15 protein-coding genes are annotated in these 15,059 nt (G+C 42.0%); 1 reads left to right on the top strand and 14 read right to left on the bottom strand.

Annotated features, from left to right (window positions below):
- The first annotated feature begins 165 nt into the window (after positions 1-165).
- Complete coding sequence (locus tag ACIQ0C_RS14065) at positions 166-570, top strand: hypothetical protein (RefSeq protein ID WP_101221979.1); 405 nt, start codon at positions 166-168, stop codon at positions 568-570.
- Positions 571-722: 152 nt separating this feature from the next.
- On the opposite strand, the gene ACIQ0C_RS14070 is transcribed toward ACIQ0C_RS14065, so the two are convergent.
- From ACIQ0C_RS14070 to ACIQ0C_RS14135, 14 genes are all read right to left on the bottom strand, one after another.
- The gene (locus ACIQ0C_RS14070) at positions 723-1,016 is read right to left on the bottom strand and encodes a hypothetical protein (protein WP_402841595.1); all 294 of its coding nucleotides are present in this window, start codon (positions 1,014-1,016) and stop codon (positions 723-725) included.
- A gap of 355 nt (positions 1,017-1,371) precedes the next feature.
- Positions 1,372-2,397, bottom strand: a complete 1,026-nt coding sequence (locus ACIQ0C_RS14075; protein ID WP_403060881.1) for a serine hydrolase domain-containing protein — start codon at positions 2,395-2,397, stop codon at positions 1,372-1,374.
- Positions 2,398-2,512: 115 nt separating this feature from the next.
- Positions 2,513-3,343, bottom strand: coding sequence for an ammonia-dependent NAD(+) synthetase (gene nadE / locus ACIQ0C_RS14080; protein ID WP_403060884.1), 831 nt, complete (start codon positions 3,341-3,343; stop codon positions 2,513-2,515).
- A 34-nt stretch (positions 3,344-3,377) separates the two neighbouring features.
- Positions 3,378-4,847: a nicotinate phosphoribosyltransferase gene (locus ACIQ0C_RS14085; RefSeq protein ID WP_402841587.1), complete on the bottom strand. Its 1,470-nt coding sequence runs from the start codon at positions 4,845-4,847 to the stop codon at positions 3,378-3,380.
- Between the two features lie 61 nt (positions 4,848-4,908).
- On the bottom strand, positions 4,909-5,460 hold the full coding sequence (locus tag ACIQ0C_RS14090) for a cysteine hydrolase family protein (protein ID WP_403060888.1): 552 nt from the start codon (positions 5,458-5,460) through the stop codon (positions 4,909-4,911).
- A 15-nt stretch (positions 5,461-5,475) separates the two neighbouring features.
- The gene (locus ACIQ0C_RS14095; protein WP_403060891.1) at positions 5,476-6,240 is read right to left on the bottom strand and encodes an NUDIX domain-containing protein; all 765 of its coding nucleotides are present in this window, start codon (positions 6,238-6,240) and stop codon (positions 5,476-5,478) included.
- 191 nt (positions 6,241-6,431) lie between these two features.
- The gene (locus ACIQ0C_RS14100) at positions 6,432-7,961 is read right to left on the bottom strand and encodes an acyl-CoA carboxylase subunit beta (RefSeq protein ID WP_403060894.1); all 1,530 of its coding nucleotides are present in this window, start codon (positions 7,959-7,961) and stop codon (positions 6,432-6,434) included.
- A 23-nt stretch (positions 7,962-7,984) separates the two neighbouring features.
- Positions 7,985-8,767, bottom strand: a complete 783-nt coding sequence (locus ACIQ0C_RS14105; protein ID WP_403060897.1) for an enoyl-CoA hydratase — start codon at positions 8,765-8,767, stop codon at positions 7,985-7,987.
- A gap of 19 nt (positions 8,768-8,786) precedes the next feature.
- Positions 8,787-9,686: a hydroxymethylglutaryl-CoA lyase gene (locus ACIQ0C_RS14110; RefSeq protein ID WP_403060900.1), complete on the bottom strand. Its 900-nt coding sequence runs from the start codon at positions 9,684-9,686 to the stop codon at positions 8,787-8,789.
- A 17-nt stretch (positions 9,687-9,703) separates the two neighbouring features.
- Positions 9,704-9,916, bottom strand: coding sequence for an acetyl-CoA carboxylase biotin carboxyl carrier protein subunit (locus ACIQ0C_RS14115; protein ID WP_402841570.1), 213 nt, complete (start codon positions 9,914-9,916; stop codon positions 9,704-9,706).
- Between the two features lie 31 nt (positions 9,917-9,947).
- Positions 9,948-11,297, bottom strand: coding sequence for an acetyl-CoA carboxylase biotin carboxylase subunit (locus ACIQ0C_RS14120; protein ID WP_403060903.1), 1,350 nt, complete (start codon positions 11,295-11,297; stop codon positions 9,948-9,950).
- A 12-nt stretch (positions 11,298-11,309) separates the two neighbouring features.
- Entirely contained in the window at positions 11,310-12,947 is a 1,638-nt protein-coding gene (locus ACIQ0C_RS14125; RefSeq protein WP_402841639.1) for an AMP-binding protein, read from the bottom strand.
- Positions 12,948-13,071: 124 nt separating this feature from the next.
- Positions 13,072-14,214 carry an acyl-CoA dehydrogenase gene (locus tag ACIQ0C_RS14130; RefSeq protein ID WP_402841564.1) on the bottom strand — a complete coding sequence of 381 codons (1,143 nt, stop codon included), beginning with the start codon at positions 14,212-14,214 and terminating at the stop codon, positions 13,072-13,074.
- 60 nt (positions 14,215-14,274) lie between these two features.
- Entirely contained in the window at positions 14,275-14,976 is a 702-nt protein-coding gene (locus tag ACIQ0C_RS14135) for a TetR/AcrR family transcriptional regulator (RefSeq protein WP_403060906.1), read from the bottom strand.
- Between the last annotated feature and the right edge of the window lie 83 nt (positions 14,977-15,059).

Genomic DNA, 15,059 nt, shown 5'->3' on the forward strand with positions numbered 1-15,059 from the left:
TACATGAACTGATTTCTTCATTCATTTATGTTTTTTTTTTCGTTTCCAAGTATTTTTATGATTTCCCATTACTTTTACCTAAGTTCAATCTGGCAGCCTCGGGGACCTTCCCTCTTCTATATAGATTTATAACCTGCTATAATCTAAGGATTGGAGGTGTGAGAAATGAAAGAAATCATCCAGATATTAGCTGAAATCGTCAATAATCTTCACGATTTCATCTTATTCTTTGTAAGTGACACATTAAATTCAAATGCAACGGACAAAGATTTGCATTTTTGGATAATGGGAATCATCGGTATCATCATATTTTTATTCGTGTTATTTTTATCTAATTTAATTGCCCGCATGCGTTTTGGGATAACGATCCTCTCTTTCCTTTATACCTTTACAGTCATGGTTGTTTTAGTATTTGCGATTGAGATACAGCAAGCCCTTACCAGCAGAGGAAATATGGAGTTTCAAGATGCGGCGATAGGCCTATGGGGGTTCATCGTATTTTTCATGGTTTTTGCTGTACTATCATCCATATTCCTATTGGTGAAGAATTTATTCAAGCAATCAAAATAATGGTAACGATAGGTCACCATGCTTTAAAACATTCCTAATGCCTTTCAATAACTGGAAATTCGGATTTTTGTATTGGTGGGAATGATAAATTCTCTGCAGCATCATCTTAAATGGAAAGGAAAGTTACAGAGAAGCAAATTTGATTCGGGGAATTACTTCGATTCATTTTCATTGAATAAATCAATGCTGAACAGATTAAAAGAATCGTCGTCATTAATACGTTCCTGGTCATTTCCTGTTATATCAGGACTATTTTCCCTGCGACGGCGATTTACTTCCCTTAATTCCGTTTCGAGAAATTCCGCTTGTTCGTGGGAAAGCTTGATCGTGATTTCATTATTTTGATCATCTGCAGCTTTCAAGAGGACATAGCTATCCGCAGCATTACGTAAAGTCACATTGCTTACTGTTAAGTTCATGTTCGCTAGTTCATATCTTGCCTTCATAATGTAAAAAGAACCTCCATCGGAAAATACCGGATAAAATAAAGTATATTAAATATACTCTACTTCAAGATATTTAAATATACAAATTCTTTGTTTGTAAAAGCCTTGAAACCTAAAGAAAGCTACCTCCTTAAAGATTCCGACAATAAATGAAAAATTGGTGTGCCGCATCATCATTAAAGATTCGTTCTTGAATAAGGGTACAGAAGGGGTTCTTCCCTTGAAACTCCAGAAGTTCTGGAACCAATTTAGCAATTGAATGCGAATTCGTCCCTTTCTTAAAAAATACCTTGAATGAATTCAGATTGACTATAAACAATGGAACCCTCCATTAGTGGAAAGGTTCCATTTATTTTTATAATTCTTTCTCGATCGCTCTAGTAATATGGTATGGACCCATGCCTTTATTAGAAGTAATGACGGTTCTCAATCGCTTTGCCGGATATACCGCAGAATTGAAACTTACACCCGGGTCATACCCCATAAGATGGTATTTGAAAATCGCGTCATTTTTTTTACGGATCCATATACCATAGCCATAGTATTCCCCTTCAACTTTTGTTGCAATATGGGTTTCCAATAAGAGATTGGTATATTCTTGATTCAGTAACTGATTGGAAAATAACCCATCCCAAAACCTGAACATATCTGATGTGGTAATATACGCCCCTCCATCCGCACCGCCTTTGATCGGAAGGGAATAAACATTCGTTCTCCATGCACCATTTTCTTCATCTATGTACCCTAATGCAGTATTTTTAGGTAGCTGATTCATGGAAAAATATCCTGAATTTTTCATTTCACAAGGCAGAAAGATGTTCTTGTCGATATATTCAGTAAATTCAAGTCCGGTTAGTTCCTCAACGATCAACCCTAATAGAATATAGCCTGCATTATTGTAATGAAATCTTTCCCCGGGTTGAAACATCATAACCTTATTTTGAAACATTGGCAGGAAATCTTTTAATCTTTTTACATGGTACATCGGATTTTTCTGCCATAGCTCTTCAAAATCATCCATCACTTCTTCATCAAAGTAATCAGGGATGCCCGAAGTATGTGTTAATAGGTGATGAATGGTTACATTTTGAGAGAAATCAGGAAACACGATCGAAAGACAGTCATTAAGCTTAGAATCGAATTTAAGTTTCCCTTTTTGTATTAACTGGCAAATGGCTATCGCGGTAAACAGTTTACAACCGGAAGCAATTGCGAACCTTGTTTCGGTCGTATTCATGATTTCATCCGCTCGATTGGAATAGCCATGTGCTGAGCTATGGATCAGGTCATCTTCCACTTTCACACCGATTACACCCGAGAATTCAATGTCCTTGCTCGTTTCTTCAATATTCCTGGATATATCCATATGTAGAGTCGACATTTCGTTTTCCCCTTTGCCGGTAAAATTTTCATTACTGATGTGTTGGCCAAGGTGCTCGTTATTGTCTTGCAAAATAACCCGCATCTTATGTGATGCGGGTTTTTCACTCGTTCTTTTATTTCCACCAAGTATCATAAACATTAATGGCTTCATTGCGTTTATGTTCGGTTTTAGTATACCATCCTTCGATGATTTCGGCAGCTTCCGTTCTGATTTCCTTGCCTTCAAGGTAATCATCGATTTCATCATAGCTAACGCCTAAAGCCACTTCATCAGGAAGTAACGGTTTATCATCTTCTAAATCGGCCGTTGGTATTTTTGTATAAAGACGCTCAGGAGCACCAACGAATTTCAGGATTTCTTTTCCTTGCCTTTTATTTAAGCGATATAAAGGGATGATATCCGCTGCACCGTCACCATGTTTCGTAAAGAAACCTGTGATCGCTTCAGCTGCATGGTCAGTTCCAAGCACAACGCCTTTATACAGTCCTGCTAAATCATATTGTACCTTCATTCGTTCACGTGCTTTGACATTTCCCCTTAGGAAATTCGATAGCTTTTCAGAAACTGCTTCTTCCACAGCTTTGACTGAAGCATCCACCGCTTCCTTGATGTTGACTGTAACCGTTTGGCTTGGCTTGATGAATTTTAAAGCCAGCTGCCTGTCATCCTCATCAGCCTGAACTCCATATGGCAAGCTTACGGCAACAAACTTATAGTCGCTGCCACTCGTTTCTTCATTCAATTCATTGACAGCGGTTTGGGCAATATAACCCGCCAGTGTTGAATCTTGACCTCCGGAAATTCCAAGTACAAAGCTTTTCAGAAACGTATTTTTCTTCATATACCCTTTTAATAGATCAACGCTTTTCCTGAATTCAGCTTCAGGATCGATCGTTGGTTGGACAAGTAATTTTTTTACGATTTCTTTTTGTAATGGACGCATTGGCATTTCCCCGCTTTCTAATAAAATAGATTGGTCATTTCGTTAGCATTCTTTCTACATTGGCTTTAACTTCATCTATATTCCTCATTTTATTATCCCAACAATCCTGGCTTAGATCTACCGGATATTCTTCAGGATTAAGTGCACGAAGGTACTCCGGCCATAATACTTGGAGATTTTTTTGCGTGAAGACCTTGATTTCATCTATGGTCGGCAATTCATAAATCAAACTTCCATCCTTGAAAATATCCACATGCAGATCAACCGCATCAAAATCCGTGACGAATTTACTTAGGAAGGTATGGACAGGATGAAACATTTTTAATTTTTCCTGTTCCTGCGGCTTCTCATATTCCATAGCCAAATAATCACCTTCAGCATGATGGTTCACTTTATTGATGATTCGATATACCCGTTTTAAGCCAGGTGTCGTAACCTTTTCAGGGTTAGAAGAAATTTTGATGGTATCTCTCATATTCCCATCTTCGCCCTCTATTGAAACCATTTTATAAACAGCACCGAGAGCTGGCTGGTCATAAGCCGTAATCAATTTGGTTCCGATGCCCCAAATGTCAATCCTTGCTCCTTGTTGTTTCAGATTGATGATCGTATATTCATCAAGGTCATTGGAAGCGACAATCTTCGCATCATGGAACCCTGCAGCATCAAGCATACGTCGTGCTTCTTTTGATAAGTAAGCTAAATCACCGCTGTCAAGACGGACGCCAATGAAATTGATTTTATCACCCAGTTCCTTGGCAACACGGATTGCATTCGGGATGCCAGAACGCAATGTATCATAAGTATCAACCAAGAATACACAGTCTTTATGGGAAACAGCGTATTTATGAAAAGCCGTATATTCATCTTTATAAGCTTGGATCATGGAATGTGCATGCGTCCCTGAAACCGGAATGCCGAACAGCTTTCCAGCACGTACATTACTAGTGGAATCAAAGCCAGCAATATAGGCTGCTCTTGCTCCCCAAATTGCGGCATCCATTTCTTGCGCCCGCCTTGAACCGAATTCAAGGGCAGATTCTTCACCGATGACCTGTTTGATGCGTGATGCTTTTGTTGCCACGAGTGTGTGATAGTTCACAATGTTAAGCAACGCAGTTTCTATGAGTTGAGCCTCACCAAGCGGTGCTTCCACCCGTAATATCGGTTCATTGCCGAAGACGAGCTCCCCCTCTTTCATGCAGCGGATCGCTCCCGTAAAACGAATGTTCTTCAAATAATTCAAAAATTCTTCATCATAGTGCAGGTCATTTTTCAAATAGTCGATATCACTTTCCGAGAAGGAAAAGTTTTGAAGGTAATGGACAATTTTTTCAAGTCCTGCGAAAATTGCATATCCGCTATTAAATGGAAGCTTTCTGAAAAATATCTCGAAAACTGCCTTGCGGTTATGTGTTTTGTCCTGCCAATAAGTTTGGGCCATATTGATTTGGTAAAGGTCAGTGTGTAATGCGTAACTGTCGTCGTTGTATTTTTTTTCCATGGATAGTTCCTCCCAAAAGAGAAGCATCCGCTTCCCTTCTATTCTGTTGCGTGAATCGTTATTATAGAATGGTGGCTCCAAGAGATCCTTTAAAATGTCCAAGCGCCCAATGATGACCGGCATCATTGAACGAGGCCACAGCATTTTCATATACAAAGATTTTATAGCCTAGATTATAGGCGTCGATTGCCGTATGCAAAATACAGATATCTGTACAAACCCCCACTAAATATACATCGGTGATGTGACGTTCCCGCAGGCGGATATTAAGGTCCGTTCCTGCAAAGGCCGAATAACGTGTTTTATCTATATAATGAACATTCTTTTGATTTTTATTTGTTTCATATTCCTCTTTTAACGCCCCGTATAGGTCTCTACCCATTGTACCGCTAATATTATGCGGTGGAAACAAATTCGTTTCGGGATGTAAGCGGTCTCCTTCTTCATGTAAATCAATCGCGAATACCGTGTATTCGCCTTGTTTGATAAAATCCTTGGTTATACTGACAAGTTCCTTCTCGATATCCTGACCTGGCTTCCCGCAGGTCAATGAACCCCCGTCTGCCACGAAGTCATACGTATAATCTATATTGATCAATGCCTTTTTTCCCATTTCACCAATTCCCCCTTAATAGTAAATAGAGTCCATGACAACTTCTGCATTAAACCGGTAAAGCTGTGAAGGCCGATATGAATTACGTTTCGTTTTCTTCTGCATTCCCTTTTCATCCAATACTTTCTCCAAAAACGGAAGTTTCGGGGCTTTTGCATAAAAAAGTGAATCTGCGCTGATTTTTGCATCATCTCTGGCTGTCAGCAAAACCCGTTGCAGTTCAGAAAGTGTAAATTCATCCGGCAGGAATTTTTGGGCTATCGTCGTTTGCACCATTTCTTTTTTCATTAAATTCATCGCATCGTTAATAATTGTATAATGATCGAATGCAAGATCTAATTGTAAGGCTTCCTGAATCGTGAACAATTCAACCTCAGCTGCATCGTCATTCGCTTTTCTTTGATGAAGAAACTCTTCCTGGACGATTGCATAAAAAGCATTGGATATGATCCATCCCCTGGGATCGCGCCCTGGCCGGTCATAAACCCCGAAATGCTTGACATGGAATCCTGCTACACCCGTTTCTTCTTTCAATTCTCGTTTAGCTGCCTCATAGGCAGTCTCGCCAGCATTGACAAAGCCTCCGGGTAAAGCCCATTTATCTCCTTCAACATTGGTGCTTCCTTCCTTATCTTTTGAGGCACGTTTGATTAATAATAGCTTCAAAAACATTTCAGGCGGGGCTTTCTCTGCCGTTTTCTTTGTAGTGATAGTAAAGATCGCAATATCTGCTGTGTATCCATCTGGAGTAATATATTTCTTTTTTTCCTGCTGAGCCATGGCAACTCTCACTTTCTTTCACTAAGTATGGAATTAAGTAATTAGTAAATCATTAATTACTAATTATAGTACTCTTCCTTGTGTGATTTAGCAACTCTAAATCAGAAAAATTTTCTAATTATTTAAATAATCATTATTGCTTTACATGAAAAAAGCCCGGTCATGTTGACCGGGCTTTTTCATTGAACACTTTATACGGGATAGACCCCATGTTTACGATCGGTAAATGTCATTTGCTTACTGCTATATGCTTCAAAGCGAACGCACAATTCATCCCGCAGGTCATTCGGCTGGATGATGCCATCAACAATCATTTCAGAGGCTAACCGGTAGATATCGATATCTTCATTATACTCATTGCGCTTCTGTTCGATGAATTTAGGGCGCTCTTCTGGTTGCATCGCATTGATTTTATTGGCATAGACGGCATTTACCGCAGCTTCAGCCCCCATGACCGCTATCAATGCCGTCGGTAAGGCAATAACGCAGTCCGGCTCAAAAGCGGGACCGGCCATTGCGTATAGCCCGGCACCATAAGCTTTCCGGACGATGACAGAAATCTTGGGAACCGTGGCTTCACTCATGGCCGAAATCATTTTCGCACCATGGCGAATGATTCCTGCCCGTTCGACCTTCGTCCCAATCATGAATCCTGGAATATCCACCAGGAACAACAGCGGTATATGGAAAGCATCACATAAGTTGATGAACTTGGCAGCCTTATCAGCTGAATCATGGAACAGGACGCCGCCCTTGACACGCGGCTGATTGGCTATGATCCCTATCGTTTGTCCATTTAGCCTTGCAAGCCCAGTGATTAATTCTGGGGCAAATAGCTTCTTGATTTCACAAAATGATTGCCTGTCTATAACCCTATCGATCAGGTCATACATATTGAAGGCTGCATTCTGATTTTTAGGAATCAGTTCTTCCAAAGATTTTTCGAAATCCGCAGGCAGCTCAGGTTTTACGCTTTTAGGCCTTTCTTGATAATTTCCTGGAAAATAGCTTAAGTACCTGCGTGCAAACGCGATCGATTCTTCTTCCGACTTGACAAGCACATCACCGCATCCTGAAACGGAACAATGCATTTTCGCCCCGCCCATTTCCTCTTCGCTCACCTTTTCACCAATGACCATTTCTGCCATTCTCGGTGAACCTAAATACATGGATGCATTGCCATCAACCATTACGACAATATCACAAAAAGCTGGGATATATGCTCCTCCGGCGGCAGACGGGCCGAATAATAGACAAATCTGCGGGACTTTTCCTGATAATTTCACTTGATTGTAAAAGATGCGTCCCGCTCCGCGGCGTCCTGGGAACATTTCTACTTGATCCGTAATTCGTGCCCCGGCAGAATCGACTAAATAAAGAAGAGGCAGCTGTAATTTTTCAGCTGTTTCCTGAATGCGTATGATTTTCTCGACGGTCCTTGCTCCCCAGGAACCAGCTTTTACAGTCGAATCATTGGCCATGACACAGACCCTCTGACCATTGATTTTCCCGATGCCTGTAACCACACCATCAGCAGGCAGACCATCGCTGGCACAATTAGCAAAGAAAGCGTCCTCTATTTCAACTCCTTCATCGAAAAGCAGCTCTAGACGTTCACGCACGAAAAGCTTTCCTTTTTCAGCGTTTTTTTGATGATACTTTTCTAAACCGCCTTTTTTAATCGTTTCAACCGTTTCGGTTAGTTTATCCGTCGTTACCATCCCTGTTCCTCCTTCAATTGAAATCATTGGCCTCTATATACCGGTTTGCGTTTTTCCTTGAATGCTGACAGACCCTCCAGTCGGTCAAGGGTTTTTAAAGTTGTCTGATAGCAGTCTTTTTCAATTTGCAATCCTGTTTTCAAGTCAGTCTCAGCCCCTTGATTGATCGCTGCTTTTGCAGCCCTGAGTGCTAATGGGGCATTGACCGCAATTTCCTTAGCCAATTTTTTCGCTCCCTCAAGTAAATGTTGGGGTGAATATACATGACTGATGATTTTCAAGGCATATGCCGTTTTTGCATCCAATCTCCTTGCCGTATAAATCAGTTCTTTCGCTGTCGGCATTCCGACTATCCGCGGCAGTCGCTGTGTACCGCCGGCACCAGGGATGATGCCCAATGACGTTTCTGGCAGCCCCACCTTTGCCGTTTCCGATGCGATGCGTATGTCACAAGCGAGTGCCAACTCCAGCCCACCGCCAAAAGCCGAACCGTTAATTGCAGCGATGACTGGTACTGGAAGGTTTTCTACAGCCGTAATCGTGTCTCCGATCAACTTGACTGTCTCCTTGACTTTATCATCATTCATACCTGCTCGTTCCTTAAGATCCGCACCTGCACAAAACGCCTTTTCACCTGCTCCCGTAATAATGACTGTTCGTAAATTGGAATCTCTCTTCAATTCATCCAGCCCTTCGACTAAGCAATGAAGCAATTCTGTAGATAAAGCATTAGCAGCATCCGGCCGATTCAAAGTTACGATGGCAATTCCCTTTTCTTCATGACTTATTTCAACTAATGAAGTCATACATTCACCTCGATTCCTCTTATTGTGCGTTATACACAGCCATCTGATGGCTAGGCAATGGTTTTTCCAAAAAGCTTTGCACCATGGCCGCAGCCTTCATCAGTTTTTCGGGATTGATTCCCGTGTGAATTCCCATTTTATGTAGCATATGAATCAGGTCATCCGTAGCGACATTTCCGCTCGCGCCTGGTGCATACGGGCATCCCCCTAAACCTCCGAGCGAAGAGTCGAAAGTGTCCACACCATAATTCAGTGATTCAAGAACATTTGCGAGTGCCATTCCCCTTGTATCATGAAAATGGAGGGCAATTTGGCTCATATCATATCTTTTTACAGCCTGTTCTAGGAACAGTGCAACCTGTCTTGGAGACGCGACCCCGATGGTATCACCCAATGAGACTTCATCGATTCCATATTCAAAAAGTTGATCACAAACACGGAAAACCTGTTCGGTCGATACCTCCCCTTCATACGGACAGCCGAAAACGGTTGAAACATAGCCCCTAACCGTTTTCCCGCTGTTTGCTGCTGTCCCGATGACATCCTTCATTATCGGAAAAGTGTTGGAAATCGACTTATTGATATTTTTAAGATTATGCGTTTCACTGGATGACATGAACACGGAAATTTCATCGATATTGGCTTCAAGAGCCGACTCCAGTCCCCTTTGATTCGGTACAAGGGCCGCATAAGTGATACCGGGATTGCGCTTTATTCCCTTGGCCACCAGGGCGGCATCACTCAATTGGGGAATCCACTTTGGATGGACGAAAGAAGTCACTTCTATATAAGTTAATCCTGTATCAGAGAGCTGATCGATCCACTCCATTTTGCTTTGTGCAGGTATCATGACCTTTTCATTTTGCAGCCCGTCACGGGGTCCAACTTCCTTAATTGTCACTTTTTCAGGCCAATTCATCTTACCCCTCCGTCCCTTTATTCAATGACGGCCAAAACGTCGCCCTCATTCACGAAATCCCCCTCATTCACCTTTAGTTCTTTAATGGTGCCAGCTTCCTCGGCTGCAATGGGGATTTCCATTTTCATCGATTCCAATATAATGATGTCCTGTCCGTCGGTTACACTTTGCCCCTCGTTCGCTACGATTTTCCAAACGTTTCCTGCCATGCTAGCCTTTAATTCTGCCATTTCATTTTCCTCCTGATCATTATGTTTTAAGTTATACAGTCAATTTTTTAATATATTTCGCAATGAAATCCGTAGTCGTATCTCCTTGGGAAAAAGCTTCATGAGAAATTATTTCCATCAGCAAAGGAAGGTTTGTTTTAATTCCTTCTATTTTATAGCTTGCCAGCGCTTCTCTTAATCTCTCAATCGCTTTATCCCTCGATTCGCCGCTCACAACCAATTTGGCGATCATCGGATCATAAAAGTGGGATACGACCGAAGTTCCATGAACCGCCAATTCATGACGGATCCCTTCACCTTCCGGAAGTTCCATGGTGGTGATCCTCCCCGGTGCTGGATAAAAGGTTTTCGGATCTTCAGCATAAATGCGCACCTCAATGGAATGTCCATCCTGTTTAATCTCACTTTGGGTGAAATCCAATTTGTTGCCCGATGCTATTTTAATTTGCTGTTCGACTAAGTCCAGTCCCGTAATTTCTTCGGTGACAGGATGCTCTACCTGAAGGCGTGTATTCATTTCCAGGAAATAAAAGTTTTTATCCGCATCAACTAAAAATTCGAGGGTGCCCGCATTGCTATAACCGATGGATTTTACCGCTTTCACTGCAGCCATCCCCATCTTGTTTCTCGTTTCTTCGTCAAGGAAAGAAGAGGGAGCCTCTTCCACGACCTTCTGGTGGCGTCTTTGAACGGAGCATTCCCTTTCCCATAAGTAAACAGCATTCCCAAAGGAATCCGCCAATACCTGAATTTCGATATGACGAGGCTTCTCGATCAATTTTTCTATGAACATATCTCCATTGCCAAAAAACAATTGGGCACGTTTTTGATTCCCTTCGAAGGCTTTGATCAGTTCATCTTCATTAGCAACGGCCTGCATTCCGATTCCCCCTCCGCCTGCTGCTGCTTTTAACATGACTGGATAGCCAATCTTTTCGGCAACGGCTGCCGCTTCTGCACTATCAATTAACGGACGTGAAAATCCAGGCACCAATGGAAGTCCGGCTTGCTCCATCTTTTTCCTCGCCTCGACTTTATTGCCCATTTGCTGGATGATCTCTGGTTTGGGACCAATGAATATCAAGCCGGCTTCTTCACACGAACGTGCGAAATCTGCATTTTCACTAAGAAAGCCATATCCTGGATGAATGGCCTCCGCTCCGGTTTCCTTAGCTATTTCCAATATCTTATTGACGTTTAAATAGCTTTCCTGTACTCTCGACCCACCCAATAAATATGCCTCATCCGCCAATCCCACAAATGGCGAATCCGAATCTGCTTCCGAATGGACAGCGACAGTAAGTATTCCCAGCTTCCTGCATGTACGAATAATGCGTGATGCTATTTCTCCCCTGTTTGCGATAAGAATTTTTCGAATCATTCGATATCCTCCTTATTTAGTGCGTTCCGATAGTAGGTCAAGAGTTTGTTGCCGAAGTTTATACTTTTGGATTTTTCCGGATGCAGTCATTGGATAAGCATCGGTAAATTGAATGTAACGCGGAATTTTATGAAAAGATATTTTCCCTTTGCAATACTCTATCAATTCTTTCTCCGTAAGGGTTTCTCCTGCTTTCAAAATGATCCATGCCGCTACCTCTTCCCCATACTTCTGATCTGGAACGCCGAGTACCTGGACATCGACAATTGCAGGATGTTGATAGAGGAATTCTTCAATCTCACGGGGATAAATATTTTCCCCTCCGCGAATGATCATATCTTTCAGCCGGCCTGTAATCTTGCAATAACCCCTTTCATCCATCACCGCCAAATCTCCCGTATGAAGCCAGCCTTCCCGGTCAATCGCCTGCTCAGTGGCTTCCGGGTTATTATAATATCCCTTCATTACATGGTATCCCCTGGAACAGAGTTCACCCTGTATACCACGCGGGACTTCTTCCCCTGTAGCCGGATCGACAATTTTCACTTCCACTTTCGGCAATGCCCTTCCCACTGAAGAAACACGAAGCTCAATCGGATCGTCCGTTCTTGTCATCGTAATTCCTGGAGAAGATTCCGTTTGACCATAAGTAATCGTGATTTCCGAGATGCCCATCTTATTCACCACGCTTTTCATCACTTCGATCGGACATGTGGAGCCTGCCATGATACCAGTCCGTAACGAACTTAAATCATACTGGTCAAAGTCATCGAGATTAAGTTCAGCAATGAACATCGTCGGTACACCATGGAGCCCCGTACATTTTTCGGCTTCAACTGTCTGAAGGACAAGGCGTGGATTAAATTCCACGATCGGCACCATTGTTGCCCCTACTGAAACAGATGCCATCGTACCAAGTGAACAGCCGAAACAATGAAAAAACGGAACCGGGATGCATAGCCGGTCAGCTTCGGTAAGCTTCATGCATTCCGCGACATTCAATCCGTTATTGACCAAGTTGGAATGCGTCAGCATCACTCCTTTTGGAAATCCCGTCGTCCCTGATGTATATTGCATATTAATCACATCGCCTGGAGTCAATTCCTCCATCCTCATGTCCAGCGACTCCTCCGAAACGGAGTCGCTCCCGCTAATGACTTCATCCCACGAAAACGTTCCGGGATAACGTTTTTCACCTAAAACGATGATATTTTTCAATTTTGGCAGTTTCTCAGATTGTAATTTTCCTGGTTCTGCATTTTTCAATTCAGGTACGATTTCGTACAGCGTATCTATATATGAATGATCCTTATATTGTTCCATCAGGATGATCGTTGTCGAATCGGATTGCTTTAGCAGGTATTCCAATTCACTTGTGCGGTAATTAGTATTGACCGTCACCAGCACCCCGCCCATTTTCGCGGTGGAAAATTGGGATATAAGCCATTCCGGTTTATTGGATGCCCAAATGGCGATATGATCCCCTTTTTTAATATCCAGTGACATGAACCCCCTGGCAGCCTTTCGGCAAATCTTTTCAAATTCGCGATAAGAATGGCGCAGGCCTAGTTCATGGTACACAACCGCTTCATTATCACCATATTGTTCAGCTGTCCTTTCAAGCAGTTTCCCGATAGTAACATCTAGCAAATCAGACATCAAACTCCTCCTAATCAAATAAAAGTAAGAATGAACGCTTTTTGCTGTATAGATAACATCTGCTTTTCACCAAAATGAACCCAAGCATCATAGTTCATTTTACGTTCCGTAAAGATTAACAGCCTAATTGCCTGGCGATAACGAGTCTTTGAATTTCGGATGTGCCTTCACCAATCTCCAATAACTTAGCATCTCTTAAATAGCGTTCCACTTCATATTCGCGCATGTAACCAGAGCCGCCATGTATTTGGATCGCTTGATTGCTGGCGCGGAACGCGGTCTCACTTGCAAAAAGCTTGGCGTATGCCGCTTCCTTTGCAAAAGGTTTTTTATTGTCTTTTAACCATGCAGCCTTATATACCATATTCCTCGCCAATTCGATTTCCATCGCCATGTCTGCAAGCTTGAATTGAATGGCCTGGAAATTAGATATGGTTTTACCGAATTGAATGCGCTCTTTTGAAAAAGCTAAAGCTCTATCAAAGGCAGCCTGAGCGATACCGACTGCCAAAGCCGCAATGGAAATCCTTCCTCCATCAAGCGTGAATAAGAATTGTTTGAACCCTTTGTCTGGATCTCCCAATAAATTTTCCTTTGGTACCCGGACATTATCCAGAATGATTTCACAAGTATTGGAAGCCCGAACTCCCATTTTTTCATAATTGCTATTGATCGTTAGCCCTTGGGTATTGGTTGGCACGATGAATGCCGAGATGATATTTTTGCCCTTGGGATCTTTGCCCGATACAGCAGTGACGGTAACCGTTCTTGAATAGCTGGCATTTGTTATCCATGTTTTCTCGCCATTAATCACATATTCATCACCTTCCAACACGGCAGTCGTTCTCGTACCGCCAGCATCGGAACCCGCATTAGGCTCTGTCAACCCGAAAGCTGCCAGGGTTTCACCGGTCGTGATTGGAACCAGATATTTTTGCTTCTGTTCTTCGGTTCCAAAATAGTAAATTGGACTTGCCCCGAGCGAAACGGCTGCTGCATAACTTAATCCGGTTCCCCCGCACGCCTTGCCAACCTCTTCAACGGCAATGGCATACGAAATCGTATCTCCGCCCGAACCGCCATATTCTTCAGGGAACGGAATTCCAAGCAAACCGAGTTTCCCCATTTTTTTGAATACATCCTCGGCAAACATGGACTTTGCATCCAACTCTATCGCAATGGGCTTAATTTCCTTTTCTGCAAATTCCCTAACCATTTCCTTAATCATCTGCTGTTCTTTTGTAAGTGAAAAATCCATATGTTCATTCCCCTTTCAATTGAGACCGACTAGTTGGTCTGTACAAATCAAGATTATTGTTTAATCCACAACAACTTGGTTCTTCAGTAAAAATGGCTGGGTGATTTCCGCTTCTTTTTGTTTATCTATCAATAGGGCATTCAGGATTAAATCCACGTAGATATCACCGATTTCATCAATCGTTTTTCCACCGTCCCTTTTGTACCATTTGTAGGACCAGTTCACCATGCCCAGAATGGACATTCCGGTAATTTCCACTGGCAATTCGCTGCGGAATACTCCCTTGTCAATACCTTCTTTGATAACGGAAAATATGATTTCTTTATACATTTGACGCTTATTTTTGATTGCTTCAACATAAGGTGGTTTTAAGTAAATGCTTTCTTGATAGAAAACTGAGATGTGTGGTTTATAGAGGTCAAAAACTTTAACAAATGATTGAATGATCTTTTGCATTTTTTCTGTTGGATGGGTACTTTCTGAGATGGCTTCCTGTGCTTTTGTTAAAACATATGAAATAAAGTAATCATGGATGACAAATAAAAGTTCATCTTTGGAAGAGAAATGGTGATAAAAACCACCCTTGCTAGTTCCGCAAGCCTTAACGATTTCGTTGACTGAGACACCATGAAAACCATGCTGATCGAAGAGCGTCAACGATGTTTCAATTATTTTTTCTTTTAACTCCGTAAGACTGCACCCCCTTTTTTGTATCCGCTTACATTTAACAACATAAAGAGTGTTGTGGTTAACTGGATTCATTTAGATTTTACCAAATTTTTAAAAATTGTCAATTTTTAATTATCAACAAAAAACAGCCCTCAAAACCAAGAGCTGTCAACCTA

The sequence above is a fragment of the Peribacillus sp. NPDC096448 genome, from assembly GCF_044762675.1.
Classification (GTDB): domain Bacteria; phylum Bacillota; class Bacilli; order Bacillales; family DSM-1321; genus Peribacillus; species Peribacillus frigoritolerans_B.